The sequence below is a fragment of the Paenibacillus sp. P22 genome, assembly GCF_000469945.2.
In the GTDB taxonomy this organism is placed as follows: Bacteria; Bacillota; Bacilli; order Paenibacillales; family Paenibacillaceae; genus Paenibacillus_O; species Paenibacillus_O humicus.
Window position 1 is genome coordinate 1 of sequence record NZ_CBRA020000051.1, and the last position, 17,906, is coordinate 17,906.

Below are 17,906 nucleotides of genomic sequence, written 5' to 3' on the forward strand. Positions count from 1 at the left end.
GGCCAGCGAATSCTGCAGCTTGGCGCTTCCGTCCGCCGACTGCTGCAGCCCTTGCTGCAGCTTGGCGCTTCCGTCCGCCGACTGCTGCAGCCCTGCGGCCAGCTTGTCGGTTCCCTGCTTGGCCGCGGAAGCCCCCTGTTCCAGCTGGCCTCCAGCCGCATGCAGCTGGCCGAGGCCGCTCGCAAGGCTTCCGCTGCCGCTGACGAGCGACTGCGTGCCGTCCTTCAGCTTGCCGGCTCCTTCGCTGAGCGGATCCATGCCGCTTTGCAGCTTCTGCGTGCCTTCCGCGAGCTTGGCGAGATTGCTTTTGAGCTTCGCCACTCCGTCATCGACCTTGCTGGCTCCGTCCTTCAGCTCCCCGGCGCCGTTGCTGGCCTCCGAGAAGCCGTCCGATATTTCCTTGACCTGATCGAACATGCTCTCGGTATACGCCTTCGTAATGCCGGAGCTCAGATCGGCGCGAATATCCTTCATCGCGCTGTTGCCGATCTGGCCGGCAATGAAGTTGTAGTCGCCGTTAGGCTCAAAAATAATTTCGGCCCGCTCCGGATTGTCGTTCATCAAGGTCGTCGCTTTTGCGGAAAAATCCTTGGGAACCCGGATCGTCATATAATAATCGTTGTTTTTCATTCCTTGCTCCGCTTGTTCCGGACTTACGAACTGCCAGTCGAATTTCTCGTTTTTCTTCAGCTCGTCGATGAAATCATGTCCTGCGTCAAGCGTTTTTCCCTTGTACACCGCTCCGGCATCCTCGTTCACGACGGCAACCGGCAGCTTCTCCAGATGGCCGTATGGATCCCATGAAGCCTTGATTAGAAATCCGCTGTACAAAATAGGAACAAACGCGACGGCGATGAACGAAATCGCAAGCATCGGCTTTTTGAACATGTCCTTCAGGTCTTTGCCGACGACGTTCAAGGCTTTCATTGCATTCCTCACCCTATCTTTCGTTTATCTTTTTCGGCCGGCTTGCGCATGCTAACCAGCGAGAACAATCCGCCGGGTCATTGAGCTCTCCTCCAAGTTATGACCAAAAATCAATTTCGGTCAGTTGGTCAAAAACTACTTTAACACGCTCTCCGTCATCTTGCAAGAGCTCCTCCGAAGTGCAAGCGCTGTCTCTTCAAATAAAAGCTGTCTCTTCAAATAAAAAATGAAACGGCCGTTGCGGTTCTCCGTATAGAAAAGTTATGATTGTTTCGAATGACCAAAATACATTTTTCGTTCCACGGTCAATGAATGTCATGGCTGAGGAACCCCGATATAAAGGAGCGATCCCTTTCATGTCCATCGACCGGAGAACGGAAGTCGTCAACGCCGCTGCCAAATCCTTTGCCATGTTCGGCTACAAAGCCACTACGATGGATCAGGTGGCCAAAATCGCGCGAGTCGGCAAAGGAACCATCTATGCTTTCTTCGATAATAAAGAGCAGCTGTTCGAAGAAATCATGAACAACTTCATTGAAGAGATTCTCGCGGTGGCGGAGGCCGCCATCGATCCGGACAAGCCATTCGCCGAAAATCTTCACCGCTGCCTGCTCGACGTGCTCACCTACCGCCGCGAGCATGAGCTCAGCGTCCGCCTCTCCTTGGAGATGAAGGAATTCGGAACCGCGGCGGCCGGCTTCGGCATCCGCATGACCGAAGAAGCGCTGAACGGCTTTGTCAGCGGCGCCGTCCAGGACGCCATCGCCAAAGGCGAGATCAAGCCCTGCGATCCCAAGCTTACCGCGTATGTGCTGATCAAGCTGTTCATCACGCTCGTCAGCGACTGGCCGGCCGCATCGGGGCAGCCGATGAAGGAAGAGGAAATCATGAAGCTGTTCGAGCTCTATTTCCTGAACGGAGTTTCCGCGCAGGGATAGCCCTTGACCTGGATTTGGATCTGGACCGGATAAACGCAAGCAGCCGCCCGGCATCATCTCGCGATGACGCCGGGCGGCTGTTTTGTGCATGCCGGTTAAACCTTACTGGAAGAGGGAAACATACTCGCCGTAGCCTTCCTGCTCCAGCTCCGACTTCGGAATGAAACGCAGCGCAGCGGAATTGATGCAATAACGGAGACCGCCCTGGTCCTGCGGTCCGTCGTCGAACACATGGCCGAGATGGGAATCGGCGCGGGTGCTGCGGACTTCGGTACGGACCATGAAATGGCTCGTGTCCGTCTTCTCGTTCACGCCCTGCTTGTTCAGCGGACGGGTGAAGCTCGGCCAGCCGCAGCCGGAGTCGAACTTGTCGAGGGAGCTGAACAAAGGCTCTCCCGAAACGATGTCGACGTAGATGCCTTCCTCCTTGTGATCCCAGAACTCGTTGCGGAACGGAGGCTCCGTGCCGTTGTTCTGGGTCACTTCGTACTGCATCGGGTTGAGCCGCGCGCGCAGCTCGTCCTCGTTTTTCTTCATCGTCCAATTTTCCTTGATGAAGGCGTCGCGGCCGGAGCCTTTGCGGTACATCTTGTAGCGGAACGGATGCGTCTTGTGGTAGTCCTGATGATAGTCCTCCGCATCGTAGAACGTTGCCGCAGGCTCGATCGTGACGACGATCGGGCGGTCGAAGCGTCCGCTCTCCTCCAGGCTGCGCTTGGATTCCTCCGCCAGCCTGCGCTGCTCCTCGCTATGATAGAAGATGACGGGACGGTATGAGTCGCCGCGGTCCGCGAACTGGCCCATCGCATCCGTCGGATCGACCTGCTGCCAGTAGATGTCCAGAAGCTTGGCGTACGGGAACACATCGGCATCGAAAGTGATTTGCACGGCTTCCGTATGGCCGGTATTGCCTGCGCACACTTCATCGTAAGTCGGGTTTTCCTTATGTCCGCCTGTGTAGCCGGAGACGATCTTGATAATGCCCGGCTGCTCCTCGAACGGAGATACCATGCACCAGAAACAGCCACCGGCGAATGTTGCTACTTGCTCGTTTGCCATATCGCAATCCCTCCTGGGGTAATGTAATTAGTCATCAGGCAAGGACCCATGTATGGAGCCTTTCTTCTATTATAACGAATGCATGCCCCCCAAGTCCAAGCCTCTACTCCCGCAGCGCATCCTGCAGCTTGGTCGACATGGACGAGCCGCTGCCGCCCATTCTTCGGCGCAGCCGCTGCATCTCCGCCGTTAGCCTGGCGACTTCCATTTCGAGAGAAGCCTTCTCCTGCTCCAACCCGGACAGGCGGTCCCGCAGCTGCATGTTCTCTTCCTCCAGCCTGTTCATACGCTCTTCAGCATTCATTTAGCTCCATCCTTCCTCCCGGACTATCAGCTCCGGACTCCGCTCCCTCAAGATCGAGTCCATGAGCGCCGAGCTCTCTTCCCCGTCAGGGGAACATTCCAGATCCGCATCCGCATCGAACGCCATCCTGCTGCCTGCAGCGGCCAGCTCCCGCCGAACAAAGGCGGCCGCCAGCCGCAGCGAGTGTCCGGCAGCCGGAATCCAGCCCGGCATCATCGCCGTAAAATCGTGAATCATTCCCGCGTAGCAGCGGTATTCCACCGCGACTCCATCCCGCCGCAGACGCTCGGCATACTGATGCCCCTGGTCGCGCAGCGGGTCCAGCTCCGCCGTGACGACGAGCGCAGGGGGCAAGCCCTCCAGCGTATCCGCCAACAGCGGAGACACAGCGGGCTTTCTTCGATTGTCCTCCGGGGCATAACCGGACGCGAACTGCTGCAGCAGCCGCAGCGTCAGCATATACTGCCTGCCGTTCTCCCGCAGCGAAGGCTGTGCCGCGCTGCCGGCGCCGCCTGTCAGATCGACCGCCGGATACAGCAGCGCTTGGCAGGCGATGTCCGGCCCTCCGCGCTCCTTGGCCAGCAAAGCCGTCACAGCGGCGATATTGCCGCCGGCGCTCTCGCCCGCCACGGCGATCCGGCCGCCGTCTCCTCCCAAGCCGGACGCATGGATCGAGGCCCATTTCAACACGTCGTAAGCATCCTCCACTCCGGCCGGATACGGATGCTCCGGCGCCAGCCTGTATCCGACCGACAGCAGCATGCAGCCGCTCAGGACGCACCAGGCCCGATTGTATCGATGCCGGGCGGTGTGGTCGCCAAGAGCGAAGCCGCCGCCATGGAAATACAGCACAATCGGGAGCTTGACCGACTCGCTTGCGCTCTCGGGCCGATACAGGCGAACAGGAATCATGCGGCCGTCATGGGCAGTCGCGGTTATGTCCTTCCAAACTGCCCTGCCTTCCACCCGCAGGGCTGCGGCCGCATCCAAGCCCTTCATGAACAGCCTCATGCGAGGGCGCATCCGCGGCAAGGTCAAGCCCGTCATCCAAGATCCGGCATGGACGATGCCGAGCAGCAGCCGAAGCGGCAGCGAGCGGGGGCCGAGCGGGCGCTCCGCGGAATCAGCGCCCTCCCGTTCTTGGCTTGACACGCTGGATCATCTCCGTCTTCAGGCTCCATAGCGACTCGCTGAAAGCAACGGGATACGGCTCCGGATGCAGCTTGCGCAGATGCGGCTGGCGGAACAGCTTCAGCTGCCCGGCGTGGTAGGCACGAATCTCATCCAGTGCAGGTAGCTCTCCCGTCAGCCGTCCGTCCCGAAAAACTGCCTTCAGCAGCGGAACGGCTGCATAATCCTCCGCCTCTGCCGTCACATACGGGTGGGCCGGATCGACCAGCTTCAGCACCGCTCCTTCCACCGGCGCCGTGTCTCCGCGCAAAGTCATGAAATCGGCCACAGCCATGCCGCTTCGGCGATCGATCAGGCGGTAAACGTCCTTGACGCCCGGATTCGACACTTTATCCAGGTTGCCGGAGATTTTGATCACCGGCTCGTAACGGCCGTCCTTCTCTCGGGCGACGAGCTTGTATACGCCTCCGAGGGAGGGCTGATCCGCCGCCGTAATCAGCTGCGTGCCGACGCCCCATGTATCGATCCGCGCGCCTTGAGCCTTGAGATTCATGATGATGTGCTCGTCCAGGTCGTTGGAAGCGACGATCTTCACATCGGGGAATCCGGCTTCGTCCAGCATCCGCCTGGCTTCCCTCGACAGCACCGCCAAATCGCCGCTGTCGAGCCGGATGCCCTGAAGCTCCTTGCCTTCCTTCCTCAGCTCTTCTCCCGTCCGGATGGCATTGGGGACGCCGCTTTTGAGCGTATCGTACGTATCGACAAGCAGCGTGACTCCATCCGGGAGCGCCTTGGCGTAATTCATGAACGCTTCCAGCTCGCTGTCAAACGCCTGGACCCAGGCATGGGCATGGGTTCCTTTTGCCGGCATGCCGAACATCATGCCGGCTCTCATGTTGCTGGTGGCATGGAAGCCGGCGATATAAGCCGCTCTTGCTCCCCATACGGCCGCATCCATTTCCTGGGCGCGCCGGGTCCCAAATTCGAGCAGCGTATCGTCTCCGGCCGCCTGCTTGACCCGCGATGCCTTGGTCGCGATCAGCGTCTGAAAATTGGCCGCGTTCAGAAGGGCCGTCTCCACGAGCTGGGCTTCCATAATTCTCGCTTCGACCCGGATCAGCGGCTCTCCCGGAAATACGAGCGTTCCTTCCGGCACCGCTTCAAGCGTACCCGTAAAACGGAAGGAGCGCAGCTCGTCGAGGAAAGCCTCCTCGTAACGCTCCTCCTGGGCGCGGAGATAGTCCAGATCCTCTTCGCTGAAGGCCAGCTTGGAGATGTAATCGACAATGCGCTGCAAGCCGGCAAAAACAGCAAACCCGTTGCCGAAGGGCAGCTTGCGGAAATACATCTCAAAGACGGCTTTACGGTTATGCGTGCCCATTTTCCAGTGGGCATACATCATATTGACCTGGTATTTGTCGGTATGAAGCGTCAGATCCTCGCAGTTCATCGTTGACCTCCTAAATGGACAAGCTTCGCCAATGGCAAAGGCTGCGCCGCTTGAACGGCGCAGCCTTTGGGCATCGGAATTTATTCAGCCGGTTTCAACAATCCGTTGTCATGCTCCGCAAGCAGGTCCCGATCCTGGATGACGGGCCGGTCGGAGCTGTGCAGCGCCCGGGATTCATCCAGCTCTCTCTTCAATCCTTTGATCTCCCTTTGGAGCCGGTACTGGCGGATGATTCCGAACAGCCCCGTGCTCAGGCCGCCCAGCAAAGCCGAGATCAGGATGACCAGAATAAGCGGCGCGCTCGTCGTCGCGAACATGAAGTTGACCAGCACCGGATCGACGTTGATGACAGCGAATATGGCAATAAGCAAGGCAAAAACCAAGCCGGATATTAACAGACCTTGCGTTTTCATGGAAATCACCTCAAGCCTTCTCTTCATTGGATATTGTTCCCTTTTACCCGGACGCCATGCCCGTTCAAACCCTTTTTTTCTTCGGCATCCACACTTCGATCAGGGAATACAGCTGCTCGATCGCAATCGGCTTGCTGATGTAATCCGAAGCCCCTGCGGCCAGACATAGATCCCGGTCCTGCATCATCGCCTTCGCGGTCAGAGCGATGACGGGAATATCGCGGTACAGGGGATGCTCGCGGATCCGCCTCGTCGCTTCATAACCGTCCATGACCGGCATCATCATATCCATCAGGACGACGTCGATATCCTCCCGCTCGTCCAGAAGCTGAAGCGCCTCCTCGCCGTTGTTCGCCGTCAGCACCTCCGCCCCTTCGATCTCCAGGGCATTCGACAGGCTGTAGACATTGCGGATATCGTCATCGACGAGCAGGATAAGCCGGCCTGCCAGAGCCGGATGGCTGGGGATCCGGTCTGATGACGCGGCTGCCTGCTGCTTGGCGGCTTCGGCCGTTGCCGAAGACCGCCCCCGGTCTCTCCGCTCCGGCGTCGCCTGGAAGGAAGGCGATTCAGCTTCAGCCGATTGCTTCGTTCCTCTCTCGGCATTCGCCAAGGAGGACAACGACGGAACATACAAGGTGAACGCGCTGCCCGCTCCCGGGCTGCTGTCCAGCGTGATGAGCCCGCGCAGCAATCCGGCAAGCTCGCGGGAAATCGAGAGGCCGAGGCCGGTGCCTCCGAATTGGCGGCTCGTCGTGCCGTCGGCCTGCTGGAAGGCATCGAAGATGACTTCCTGCTTGGAAGGATCGATCCCGATTCCGGTATCGCTGATTTTGAAGGAGACGATCTTCTCCCCGCCGGCTTGCGGAAGCAGCTTAGCGGCTTCTTCAGCGGGGACGAGCGCAATTTCCAGAGACACTCCTCCCTGAGGGGTGAACTTGAAGGCGTTGGAAAGAAGGTTTTTGAGAATTTGCCGCAGCTTTCTTTCATCCGTGTACAGAGTGGCCGGAACATCCTCGCCGCAGTTCATCTTGAAGTCCAGCTGATGCTTGTGCGCAATGCCGGAAAATCCGGAGAACACGCTCTCCGGCAGCTCCGACATGTTGATGGCATCCACATGCAGATCCATGCGTCCGGCCTCGATCTTCGTCAGATCAAGGATGTCGTTGATCAGATCCAGCAGATCCTCCCCGGCGGAATGGATGACGCGGGCGAATTCTTCTTCTTTCTCGGACAGATTCCCGGCCGGATTCTCGGCCAGCATTTCCGACAGAATCAGCATGCTGTTGAGCGGCGTCCGCAGCTCATGGGACATGTTGCCCAGAAATTCGCTTTTGTAGCGGGAAGTCTGCTCCAGTCGTTCGGAATACTGCTTCAGCTCCTCCTGGATCTGGCTCAGCTCGTCGTTCTTCTCCTCCGACAGCACGAACTGCCTTCCAAGCTGCTCGTTGGAGGCGGACAGCTCCTCCTGCTGGGTCTGAAGCTCTTCCGTCTGGACCTGCAGCTCCTCCGTCATCGCTTGCGACTCGCGAAGAAGGCTCTGGATTTGCATTTGCGTGAACAGCCTGTTGAGGGCGCTGCCCAGCATGTCGGCTGCTTTCTCGGCGAATGTCTCCAGATGATGCTCGAAAGGCTTGAAGGAGGCGAGCTCCAGCACGCCTAGCGTCTTGCCTTCGAACAGGACCGGAACCAGCAGCAAATGAGATGGCGGAGCGCTGCCCAGTCCGGAGGAAATCCGAATATACGTCTCCGGCACTGTGTAGCTTCGCTTGAGCTTTTCGGCAGCCGTTCGGCCGACAAGCCCTTCTCCGAAGCCGAACGAAGCGGATGCCTCCTCCAGACCCGATCCGCTGCCCGAGACGGACGCGGCAAGCGTCAGCTTGGCTCGGGAATGCTGCGGATTGGAAATATAAAGCGCTCCATATGGCGCCTTCAGAGCCTCCGCGATGTAGCGGACCACCATGTCGGCCGTCTCGTTCAGATGCTCCGCGCCCTGCAGGCGGGAGCCCAGTTCTACGCTGTAGCGCTGAATCCAGCTCTCGCCTTCGAGCTTCTCCAGCAGCTTGTTCGTCTCTGCGGCTAGATCGGCCACCTCATCCGAGGTCGAGATCGGGACCCGAATCGAGAGATCGGCTGCGCTCTGCTCGCTTTCTCCGGACATGCCCTCCAGGCAATCCGTCACATTTCGGATCGTGCGGACGATGGAGCGCGACAGCAGCCAGCCGATCAGAGCCGACAGGAAGATCGACAGTCCGAACAGAGACAGCAGCGTCGTGCGGAGCATGCTGTTTCCTTCCTCCAGATTGGCAAGCCTCTTGGCGGTAAGGGTTTTCTCCGTGCTGCGGAATCCCTCGAACATTCCCCGCAGCTTGTCCATGTCCTGCTTGCCGCGGTCGATGACATAGAATTTCCTGACCGCCTCTTCATCCCCGTCTTGCTTGGAGTCGATGACAGGCATCGTAATGGCCAGCCATTCTTCGATGACCGAGCGGATCGACTCCAATGTTTTCATCTGAAGGGGGTTGTCTGATATTAGCGCCATCAAGCTGTCATAGTTGGTCTGCCATTGCGAAAATCCGTTCCGGTAAGGCTCCAGATAATTATCCTCGCCGGTGACAATGAATCCCCGCTGGCCCGTCTCCATGTCCAGCACGTTTTTTTCGATTTTGTTCGTAAGATTATGCACTTCGATATCATGGCTTGTAATGTAGTTCGTTTCTTGCTGGACCTTGTCCAGCTGGTTGAAGACGACAAAAATCGAAATCGCCAGGCATATCAAAATGACGGCATAACCGGCGATAATCTTGGTTCTGATCGTAATTCTCCGCTTCGATTGGCTCGACAACTTTCTATCCCCTGTTCTGGCCGGCGAAGGCGCACAAGCTGGCTCTGCGCCGGATTTATCCCTCAAATGCTCGAGACGGATGCCGAATCGGCCTCCGGTATCAGGTCACAGGCGATTTGCCCCCGTCAATATTCAGCGCCGTCCCCGTTATATAAGAAGCCGCGCCGGAAACGAGGAAGACGATGGCATCCGCTGCCTCCCGGGTCTCTCCGATCCGTCCGAGCGGGACGGCATGGCGCGGATCCCGGGCATACTCCTCCCAGCTGAGCTCGGGAGCGTCGCATCTCCACTTCCGCTCGATCTGATCGCTGCGGATCAAACCGATGCAGACCGCGTTCACGCGGATGCCGTCGGCTGCGAGATCCCGGCTCATCGCTTTGGTGAGCGCGATTCCTGCCGCTCTGGTCACCGAGGAAGGAAGCGCGGCCGCCCCAGGCGACTTTCCTCCGATCGCCGTCACGTTGACGATGGCGCCGCTTCCGGCCCGCTTCATGAACGGCAGCGCTTCGCGGGTCATATGGACGGCTCCCATCAGCTTCAAGCCGATATCGGCCTCCCAGCTCTCGAAGCCGACCTCCTCGAACGGGGCTGCCGCAGACGTTCCCGCATTATTGACAAGAATGTCGATTTTCCCGTCCCACTTCTCCGCGATGGCCAGGACGGCTTGTTTGACTCCATCGGCATCGGCAACATCGCAGGCCGCCGTCAGGACGCCGGCCCCGGTCTCCTCCTCAATCCGTTCCGCCGCCGCTTCGAGATCCTCTATCGTGCGGGCGATCAGGGCGACATGAGCGCCTTCCCGCGCCAGCGTGAGCGCCGTGGCGTATCCGATGCCTTTGCTGCCTCCCGTAATGACCGCATGTTTGCCGCTCAGGTTGAGATCCATGGTCAACCTCCTTCGATGATATCGAATCGATCTCTATCGGCTCTTGCATTTCCCGGGAAATCGACGTCAATGTCGCGTCCTGTCGTCCGGTTCGGTTGTGGAGATTAGCGGCCTACCTTGACGTAGAAACGGGCGCGCTCTTCCCAAATCTCGCCCGGCTCCAGTCCGAACAGCCCCATCTCCTCGGCTGGAAGGCTCATGTTGGGAGCATTGACGAGGTTCACTTGCGGCTCCGGACAGAAAAACTCTCCCCGGCCCTGATTGTTGTACAGCATCCACTGCTTGTAGGAGGTCCCGACATCGTAGACGAGCGTGACGCCGCGCTTCGTATCGGTCAGTTCCATCCGGTTGCGGCCATTTTGGGGAACGGCTGTGTAGTGGTGGTCCAACGCCGTCCAGAACGGATCGACTCCGTCTTCCTTCATGTTCTCCTCTTCGGCGCTCAGAGGCATGAAGGAACCGGTAGGCAGCATCCTCGGGCTCATTTCCCAGCGCTCGCCGATCGTCAGCTTGAGCTTGCAGTCCTGCGCTTTGCTCCCCGGAGAGAACGGCGCGTTGAGCGTCGTATGGAACGCCAGCAGGCAAGGCATCGATTCGCTTCCGTCGTTGCGGAGCGTGACCCGCTGGGACAGGCCGTCCGGTCCGAGGGAGTAGTGCAGGCGCACCGTATAGTTGAAAGGCAGCCGGCGGTAGGCGGGATGGTCCTCGTCGACCTTTACCGATACCGTCACGAAGCTCTCGTCGCCCTTATGGCCGAAGCTTTCTACTTCCCAGGGGGTTTGATAGAGAAAACCGTGCAGATGGTTGTCCGTTGCCGGCTCGTTGATGGGAAGCTGATAAATTCTGCCGTTCCAAGGGAACTTGCCGTCTTCGTACCGGTTGGGCGGGAAAAGCACCGGGATTCCCCAGACGATGGAATTTTCCCGAAACTTCTGCATGTCCTCGTGTGCCGGCTCGCGCAGGAACCGGTATCCGTTGACCAGATCGCGGAAGGCAACCAGATTGCCTCCGATTTCGGGAAGCATGACCGCTTCGTAGGCTCCCGCCCGCAGATAAATCGCCTTTTGTCCCTGATAGATGCCCTCAAATGCACTGCTCGCGCTGCTCATAAGGATATCCGCTCCTCTCTAAATTCCGCTTCTACTAGAGTACCATATTTTTTTCGACCTGTTCTATACGAATTGACAAGCTTGTTGCCCTGCAAGCAAAAGCTTGGCGCCGTCTATTCCGGCGCTTGACGCCGCCGGTTCCGGCATCCGGCATCCGGCAGGGAGAAGGCTGCATGCAGAGAAAAAGAAAGCAGCCCGCGAAGCGAGGCTTCACGGGCTGCTCTTCGGACTTGCAGATCGTTACCGGTCCGCCATGAACGGCTCCCCTTGCATCTCGGAGCCATGATCCGCGCTTTTCTCGCGCTGCATGAACGGCCACCAGTTCGCCGCTCCGAACGTCCTGACCATGACCGGAACGAACAGCGGAAGCATGAGGAATGCGTACAGGACCAATCCGCACAAGACGATCGTGGCGATCTGCATGAGCGACATCACGCCGGAAGGCAGCATCGCCGCGAACGTTCCGCCGAGAATGACGGCGGCGGACAGAATGACCGATCCCATATTGCGCATGGCGCGCAGAATGCCTTCCTTGGGAGCCAGATGCTTGTATTCGCGGAAGCGGTCGAGCAGGAAGATGCTGTAGTCGACGCCGAGCGCGATGAGCAGGACGAAGCTGAAGAACGGCACGGCCCAGCTGATTCCGTCATAACCGAGAATCCGGGTGAAGACGACCTCGGCGATAGCCATCGACGTATAGTACGTAATGAGCAGCGAGGCCATGATGTAGGCCGGAATGACGATCGAACGGAACAGGAGGATCAGAATGACGGATATGCCGATCAGCATCAGGATGACGGTACGGGAATAATCCTCGTCCGAAATCGTATTGAGATCATGCTGCGTGCTCGTGATGCCTCCGACCGCATACTGGGAGCCTTCGTAGCCGGTTCCTTTCAGACCGCGCTCCACGGCCGCATTCACATCCGGAATTTTATTGAGCGTGGTTTCTTCATACGGATTCGTAGAGAATACGACATCGAGAGTCGTTATGTCGCCTTCAGGAGACAAGTAGGTTTCAAGAGCCTTCTTGAAGTCCGCATCGGCAAGAGCCTGCTCCGGCAGGTTCCAGCCGCTGAGTCCCGAATCCGGCTGTGCCGACAGCTCATCCAGATAAGTCCGGGCTTCGCCGAGTCCGTTCGATACTTGGCTGATTCCGTCGACACTCTGGTCAAGCCCGCCGGTAAGCTGCCCCAGCTGCTTGTTGAGATCGGCAAAGCCGGTCTGCAGCTGCTTCTGTCCTTCCTGCAGGGAGCTGAAGCCGCTCGTCACCTGCGGCAGGCGGCCGATGACCTGACCTTGGCCGGCTGCCGCTTGGGAAATCCCCTGCTGCAGCGATTCGAGTCCCGCGGCCAGCTTCTTCAGGCCGTCGCCAAGCGCCGCTTGACCGGCTGCTGCCTGCGACAAGCCGGCATTGGCATCCGCAATGCCTTTGGCAGCCGAGCTCAGCTGGGCATTGAGCTTCTCCAGTCCACCGGCAAGCCGGGAAGCTCCGCCGGACAGCTGGCCGAGCGATTGCATCGCTCCCTGGAACTGAGCGTCGGCCGCCAGCTCCGGATATTTGTCGCCGAGCGCCTGGAAGGCCTGCTCCAATCCGGCAAGTCCTTGGGCCAGCTCCTTCTGGCTGGCGGCGGCGTCTCCATATGCGGAAGACAGCTGCCCCAATCCGCCTCCGACCTTCTTGTAGCCCGCAAGCAGCTTGTCGCTTGCCGCCGCCAGCTGCTCGGCGCTCTGCTGCGCTTGCGCAAGTCCGGCGCCAAGTTCCTTGGCGCCGGCCGTTCCGTCCACAAGCCCTTTGCGGATCCGCTCGAGGCCTTGCCCGAGCTGCTCGACTCCGTCCTGCAGCCTGGCGGTGCCGGTGACGAGCTCCCCGGCTCCGTCGGCAGCCTGCTTCAGCTTCGGCGCATTGTCCGCGAGGCTGGTGCTGGCTTCCTTCAGCCCCTTGCCGATTTTGTCGAGTCCATCCGTGCTCTGGCCGATGCCGCCGCCCAGCGTATCGGCCTGCTTGGATACCTCGAGGTCTTCCAGCGGAGATCCGGCTGGCCGGGTGGCGCTGCGTACGAGCTTGACGCCGTCCACTTTCGACAGCTCGCGGCTGATCTGCTCGACGACAGCCAGGCCTTCCTTGCTGTCGAAGCTTTTATCCGCCTTCAGGATAACGGTCGAAGGCATTGAATCTCCGGGACCGAAGCTGTAGGAGATCAGATTGAACGCCTTGACGGAACGGTATTCATCCCCGATTTCCTGCAGCGAGTTGAAGGAAATCGTATTTTTGTATGCGGCCATGAACGGCACGATGAAGATGGCGAGGATAACGAGAGCCCATATCGGCTTGCGCAGGGAGAAGCGGCCCATGCGGTCCCACATGCGGCTTTCTTTATGCTCGAGAGAACCTCTTGCCGGCCAGAACAGCGCGTTGCCGAGCACGGCCATGAAAAACGGAACCAGCGTGACAAGCGCGATCAAAAGCACGGCGACCCCGACGGCGACAGCAACCGCCGAGCGGTACAGCACGAAGGTGGAGAAGCCGATCGAAGCGAAGCCGACCAGAACCGCCGCCCCCGAGATCAGCACCGTGCGCCCGGCTGTGCGGTAAGTGGCCAATATCGCTTCCGTGCGGTCCAGCCCATGAGACAGCTCTTCCTTGTACCGGCTGATCAGCAGGATGCAGTAATCCGTTCCGATGCCGAACATAATCGCCACCATGAAAATCTGGGTGAAGTTGGAGAGCGGGAAGTCCGCGTATTTGACGAGGAACGACACGACCGACTGCGACAGCAGGTAGCTCAAGCCTACGGCGAGCAAAGGCACGAACGGCGCTACGACCGAGCGGAAAACGATGAACAAAATGACAAGGATGAAAATGACGGTGATGGACTCGGTCTTCGCCAAGCCCTCCATCGAGCTTTTGACCTGATCCTCGTTGATCATCCATTCGGAAGTGTAGTAATGCTCCGTCTTGATGCCGGAAGCCGCATTGTACAGCGCATCCTGCAGGTCGACGGCTTCACGGCCGTTTTTCTGGATGCCCACGAGGGCGAGCATCGTTTTGCCGTCCTTGGAGATGAGCTGGTCCTCAAGCTCCTTCTGGTCGAAGGGACCTGTAACCGATACGATCCCCTCCTTGCCGCCCGATTGCTTCATGGCGTCGAGCCCCGTACGGATGGCGGTTTTATCGTCGGCGCTCAGCCCTTCGGCACGGTGGAACACCAGGACGGCCGACAACTCATCCTTCTTGGACGAGTCGGAGGACTGGGCGTTCTTCTCCTTGATCAGCTTGGAAGCCATCGACGAGGAATAGCCGTCCGGGACGGTAATCTGGCCTTTGTCCCTGACGAGCTGCTGCATGTCCGGAGCGGACAGCATCAATCCGGCTGCCGCCGCTATCCACACAATCAATATGGCCCAGCGCCATTTCAATATCGTTCTCACCGTATGATTCCCCTCCGGTTATCAATTCTTTAGTTTGTCGGCTAGAAACTCGAACGTTTCAATGAACTGCAAAGCTTCTTCGTCCTCGAATGCCTGGATATAACGACCGAGAGTGTCTTTGATGATCCGGTCGGTTTCCTTCGCTGTCCGAATTCCTTTGTCTGTGAGCGACAAATACGTGACTCTGCGGTCCTTGCCGTCTGGATGGCGCTGGATCAAGTCCTTGTCGACCAGCCGCGTAATCAAGGAAGTAATCGTGCTTTTGCCCACGCAAAAAGCGTCCGCCAGCTCCGTTGAAGTGCAGCCTCCGCCCGACTCGCCTCGCGAGTTCAAATAACGGACAATGCCGAATTGCTCCCTGGTCATATCCTCCGGAAGCTTCTCCTGGATCAAGGCGTTGAAGCGCCTCGTCACGACAAAGCTCGCGGCCTCGTACCGCTTGATGATGTCCGGCAGCAGCTCTTCCCTCATCGCCAGTCCTCCTTTCTTGTACAAGTTCGATGTTGAAATAGTTTGATAATCGAACTTTATCATGGCAAAAACCGCCCTGTCAACAGACAAGGCGGCTCGTTTCATTCATTCATTCATTCATTGCGGCTCGTTTCATTCATTCATTCATTCATTCATTCATTGCGGCTCGCATCATTCATGCAGATTGGCTCGCTTCATCATACATGCGGCTTACTTCATTCATGCACAGCGGCTTGCAGCACTCATACGAGCAGCTGAGTTCTGCTAGATGCAGCCTTCCGCCATACGGCCGTGCCGGGCTGTTCCAGCCGCGTTCGGGCAGCCCATCAGGCTTCATACAACGCTTGGATTTCCGCTACCTGATCCATGAGCTTGCGGGCTACATAGGGAGGATCGACGACCTTGACATGAGGCCCATAGCTGAGAAGCCGCGAATAGAGCCAATAGCCCTGTTCTTCGCGATCCGCGACCTCCAGCCAGCCGTCATCCCGGATGACAATGAAGCTCCGGTCGTAATCATCCAGCACTCTTGTCTTGACCGAGGGGTGAAACAGCAGCTTCAAGTCGATTTTGAGGCTGTCTTGACACGCCATGCGCTTGTCGAGCTCTCGCAGGTCGACATCACGGCGGGTGAACGTTTCCGGCAGGAGATCCAGCTGTTCCATCCGGTTGAGGCGGAAGGTTCGGTAATCGCCCCGCTTCAGGCAGTAGGCGTGCAAATACCAAATGTAACCCTTCAGCGCAAGTCCGACCGGCTCCACCATCCGCTCGCTGCTCGTTCCCTGCCAGTCGAGATAGACGATGCTCAGCAGCCTGCATCCATCCAACGCTTCATGGATGGTTCTCAGCATCGCTTGATGCCGCTCCTTCTCCTTCCATGGATGCAGATCGATCAGCACCCGCTCGCCGGAGGAGCTCCCGCTCCCGTTGCCGGATCGTTCCACCAAGGCGATCACCTTGTCGATCAGCGAAGAGAGCTCCTCTCCGCTCAAGGCAGACCCGACTCCGCGCAGCGCTGTCACGATGGATTGCAGCTCATCGCAGCTCAAATATTGCCGCTCCAGACGATACCTCTCCATAATCTCGTAGCCTCCCGAGAGGCCCGGATAGGAAATGACGGGGATACCGGCCATATTCAGCGTTTCCAGGTCGCGGTATATGGTGCGCAGCGACACTTCGAAGCGCTCGGCTAGCTCCTGAGCCCCGACACGCCTGCGGCCGAGCAGCAGCATCGTGATGCCGAGCAGTCTTTCCAGCTTCAATCGGGTTCCCTCCTTGCATTCAATCCATGGCAGGCCGCCGTCTGCAGGCTGCCATCCTTCGTCATGGCACCGTCCAGGTTCACTTCCAGGCCCGGCCGGGTAAAGAAGTACAACCTATCCAACGAGGTGATCATGATGACGGAACCATCAAAGAAAAAGCTGGACCATCAGCCTGAGGGCTCCAGCATCCAGGACCGGGACAATCCGGAGCAGCTGCCGACGGAGAAGGAAAGCCTGATGGATGCAGATCCATCCCAGATGAACGTGGATTCCATTCCGGTGGAAGACCTGACGATCGAGCAGCAGGACGAGAAGGACAAGACCAAGACCAAAAACGATTCCTCCAGCGCGCGTAAATATCACACCGGCTTCTAAGCCTCAGAATGGGAGAGACATCTGCTCCAATACTTCGATCTCCGTCCCCGGCGTGCATCCCGCGCCGGGGATTTCCCTGAGGCGGGCCAGCTTGCCCGCCAAGCCGGGCTCTTCGGAGAGAAGCCGTTGCGCATCATCTCCATCCGCTGCCGCCGGGGAGAGATCGGCCCCGGCATTCGGCTTCGATATCCCTTCACTCAAGGACTTGGCTGATTCTGAACCGACGGGCACGGTTCTTCCCTCACGCATAGGAACGGCAAGCATGGCAGCTGCCTGTCCCAATCCACTCTCCCGCACGCTTCCCGCGCTTTCCCTATAAAAACGGTCCTCCGGAATTCCGTGCAATACCCTGAGCTCCGAGACGATGTCATGAATCCGCTCCGCATAATCCCGGCTCGCATAGGCTCCGGCAAAGATCCGGTCGTAAGCCGGAAGCAGAGAGGCATCGTACCGCTGAAGCATTCCATAGTACCAGCTCTTCACGTCAGGCGTCAGGCGCAGCAAGGAAGTCATCATATAACCCGCGCCGGCCTCCTTGACCGCTCCCATCAGCTCGTCGAGCCGGGAACGGGAGTCGGTCAGCAGCGGAAGGATCGGCGCAGCGAACACGCCGGCCGGCAAGCCGGCATTCCGGAGCTCGGCCAGAGCCTGAAGCCGCTGCCGCGGCAGCGGCGCGCCGGGCTCCAGGAACCGGATGAGCTCATCGTCGAGGGTATTCAGGCTGATGTTGACCGAGAGCAGATTCAGATCGGCCAGGATGTCCATATCCCGCAGGACAAGCGGCGAACGGGTCGTGATCGATACCGGCACTCGGTAGCGGGCCAGCACCTTGAGGCACTCCCGCGTCACCTGCCGGCTGCTCTCGGCAGGCTGATAAGGATCGGTAGCCGTGCCGATCGCGATATGGCCGACGTCCCTCGCCAGCTCCTGAAGGTCGAAGCGCCGGGAAGCCGCCATATTGTGCAGCTGCTTGCGAAGCGCTTCCGCGGCATTGTCCTTGACGAGGATATGATCCTGGAACTCGTCGCTTCCAAGGCCGATGAACGATTGAAACGCTCTCGCATAACAGAAGCTGCAGCCATGGGCGCAGCCGCGGTACGGATTGATCGACCAGTCGAACGGCATCTTCTCTTCCTTGACCCGGGTCATCGCTTGCTTGACGACGACCGTCTCCAACCGCTTCGCGCTCATGAGCTTACCTCCCGACAAGAACGTTTGTTCCCATATAGATATACTATATCATAGGAATGAGCATCTGGCAATGCTAGAAACCCGATTCATCCCGCTCCTGCCTCCAGCCTTTG

15 protein-coding genes are annotated in these 17,906 nt (G+C 58.7%); 2 read left to right on the forward strand and 13 right to left on the reverse strand.

Annotated features, from left to right (window positions below):
• Positions 1-927 (reverse strand): YhgE/Pip domain-containing protein (locus BN871_RS09350; protein WP_048745569.1); only part of this gene is annotated, 927 nt, incomplete at its 3' end.
• Between the two features lie 356 nt (positions 928-1,283).
• On the opposite strand from BN871_RS09350, the gene BN871_RS09355 reads away from it, so the two are divergent.
• Positions 1,284-1,865, forward strand: a complete 582-nt coding sequence (locus BN871_RS09355) for a TetR/AcrR family transcriptional regulator (RefSeq protein WP_048745571.1) — start codon at positions 1,284-1,286, stop codon at positions 1,863-1,865.
• A 102-nt stretch (positions 1,866-1,967) separates the two neighbouring features.
• Here BN871_RS09355 and msrB read toward each other — a convergent pair whose 3' ends face one another.
• From msrB to BN871_RS09410, 11 genes are all read right to left on the reverse strand, one after another.
• A complete protein-coding gene (gene msrB / locus BN871_RS09360; RefSeq protein WP_021881871.1) occupies positions 1,968-2,924 on the reverse strand; it encodes a peptide-methionine (R)-S-oxide reductase MsrB in 957 nt (318 codons plus the stop codon).
• Positions 2,925-3,027: 103 nt separating this feature from the next.
• Entirely contained in the window at positions 3,028-3,228 is a 201-nt protein-coding gene (locus tag BN871_RS09365; protein WP_021881870.1) for a hypothetical protein, read from the reverse strand.
• Entirely contained in the window at positions 3,229-4,380 is a 1,152-nt protein-coding gene (locus tag BN871_RS09370) for an alpha/beta hydrolase (protein ID WP_048745575.1), read from the reverse strand.
• Entirely contained in the window at positions 4,352-5,809 is a 1,458-nt protein-coding gene (locus BN871_RS09375; protein ID WP_048745576.1) for a nicotinate phosphoribosyltransferase, read from the reverse strand. The genes BN871_RS09370 and BN871_RS09375 overlap by 29 nt, the downstream gene beginning before the upstream one ends.
• 80 nt (positions 5,810-5,889) lie before the next feature.
• Entirely contained in the window at positions 5,890-6,222 is a 333-nt protein-coding gene (locus BN871_RS09380) for a lipopolysaccharide assembly LapA domain-containing protein (RefSeq protein ID WP_048745587.1), read from the reverse strand.
• A gap of 64 nt (positions 6,223-6,286) precedes the next feature.
• On the reverse strand, positions 6,287-9,067 hold the full coding sequence (locus tag BN871_RS09385; RefSeq protein WP_048745577.1) for a CHASE3 domain-containing protein: 2,781 nt from the start codon (positions 9,065-9,067) through the stop codon (positions 6,287-6,289).
• Between the two features lie 100 nt (positions 9,068-9,167).
• The gene (locus tag BN871_RS09390; protein WP_048745578.1) at positions 9,168-9,953 is read right to left on the reverse strand and encodes an SDR family NAD(P)-dependent oxidoreductase; all 786 of its coding nucleotides are present in this window, start codon (positions 9,951-9,953) and stop codon (positions 9,168-9,170) included.
• Between the two features lie 104 nt (positions 9,954-10,057).
• Entirely contained in the window at positions 10,058-11,062 is a 1,005-nt protein-coding gene (locus BN871_RS09395) for an aldose 1-epimerase (protein ID WP_048745579.1), read from the reverse strand.
• Between the two features lie 240 nt (positions 11,063-11,302).
• Positions 11,303-14,494, reverse strand: coding sequence for an efflux RND transporter permease subunit (locus BN871_RS09400; RefSeq protein WP_048745581.1), 3,192 nt, complete (start codon positions 14,492-14,494; stop codon positions 11,303-11,305).
• Positions 14,495-14,515: 21 nt separating this feature from the next.
• Complete coding sequence (locus BN871_RS09405) at positions 14,516-14,965, reverse strand: MarR family winged helix-turn-helix transcriptional regulator (protein WP_048745583.1); 450 nt, start codon at positions 14,963-14,965, stop codon at positions 14,516-14,518.
• 326 nt (positions 14,966-15,291) lie between these two features.
• Positions 15,292-16,227, reverse strand: coding sequence for a YafY family protein (locus tag BN871_RS09410; protein ID WP_049868021.1), 936 nt, complete (start codon positions 16,225-16,227; stop codon positions 15,292-15,294).
• 63 nt (positions 16,228-16,290) lie between these two features.
• Between BN871_RS09410 and BN871_RS09415 the strand changes: the two genes are divergently transcribed.
• A complete protein-coding gene (locus tag BN871_RS09415) occupies positions 16,291-16,602 on the forward strand; it encodes a hypothetical protein (RefSeq protein WP_021882451.1) in 312 nt (103 codons plus the stop codon).
• A 3-nt stretch (positions 16,603-16,605) separates the two neighbouring features.
• Here the strand turns inward: BN871_RS09415 and BN871_RS09420 are convergent, their stop codons facing one another.
• Positions 16,606-17,793, reverse strand: coding sequence for a radical SAM protein (locus BN871_RS09420; protein ID WP_083436344.1), 1,188 nt, complete (start codon positions 17,791-17,793; stop codon positions 16,606-16,608).
• Positions 17,794-17,906 lie beyond the last annotated feature (113 nt).

Bases quoted from the DNA above. Each gene is read 5' to 3' on its own strand.
- BN871_RS09355 (WP_048745571.1), top strand. From the start codon at position 1,284: ATGTCCATCGACCGGAGAACGGAAGTCGTCAACGCCGCTGCCAAATCC.
- msrB (WP_021881871.1), bottom strand. From the start codon at position 2,924: ATGGCAAACGAGCAAGTAGCAACATTCGCCGGTGGCTGTTTCTGGTGC.
- BN871_RS09365 (WP_021881870.1), bottom strand. From the start codon at position 3,228: ATGAATGCTGAAGAGCGTATGAACAGGCTGGAGGAAGAGAACATGCAG.
- BN871_RS09375 (WP_048745576.1), bottom strand. From the start codon at position 5,809: ATGAACTGCGAGGATCTGACGCTTCATACCGACAAATACCAGGTCAAT.
- BN871_RS09380 (WP_048745587.1), bottom strand. From the start codon at position 6,222: ATGAAAACGCAAGGTCTGTTAATATCCGGCTTGGTTTTTGCCTTGCTT.
- BN871_RS09390 (WP_048745578.1), bottom strand. From the start codon at position 9,953: ATGGATCTCAACCTGAGCGGCAAACATGCGGTCATTACGGGAGGCAGC.
- BN871_RS09395 (WP_048745579.1), bottom strand. From the start codon at position 11,062: ATGAGCAGCGCGAGCAGTGCATTTGAGGGCATCTATCAGGGACAAAAG.
- BN871_RS09405 (WP_048745583.1), bottom strand. From the start codon at position 14,965: ATGAGGGAAGAGCTGCTGCCGGACATCATCAAGCGGTACGAGGCCGCG.
- BN871_RS09415 (WP_021882451.1), top strand. From the start codon at position 16,291: ATGGCACCGTCCAGGTTCACTTCCAGGCCCGGCCGGGTAAAGAAGTAC.
- BN871_RS09420 (WP_083436344.1), bottom strand. From the start codon at position 17,793: ATGAGCGCGAAGCGGTTGGAGACGGTCGTCGTCAAGCAAGCGATGACC.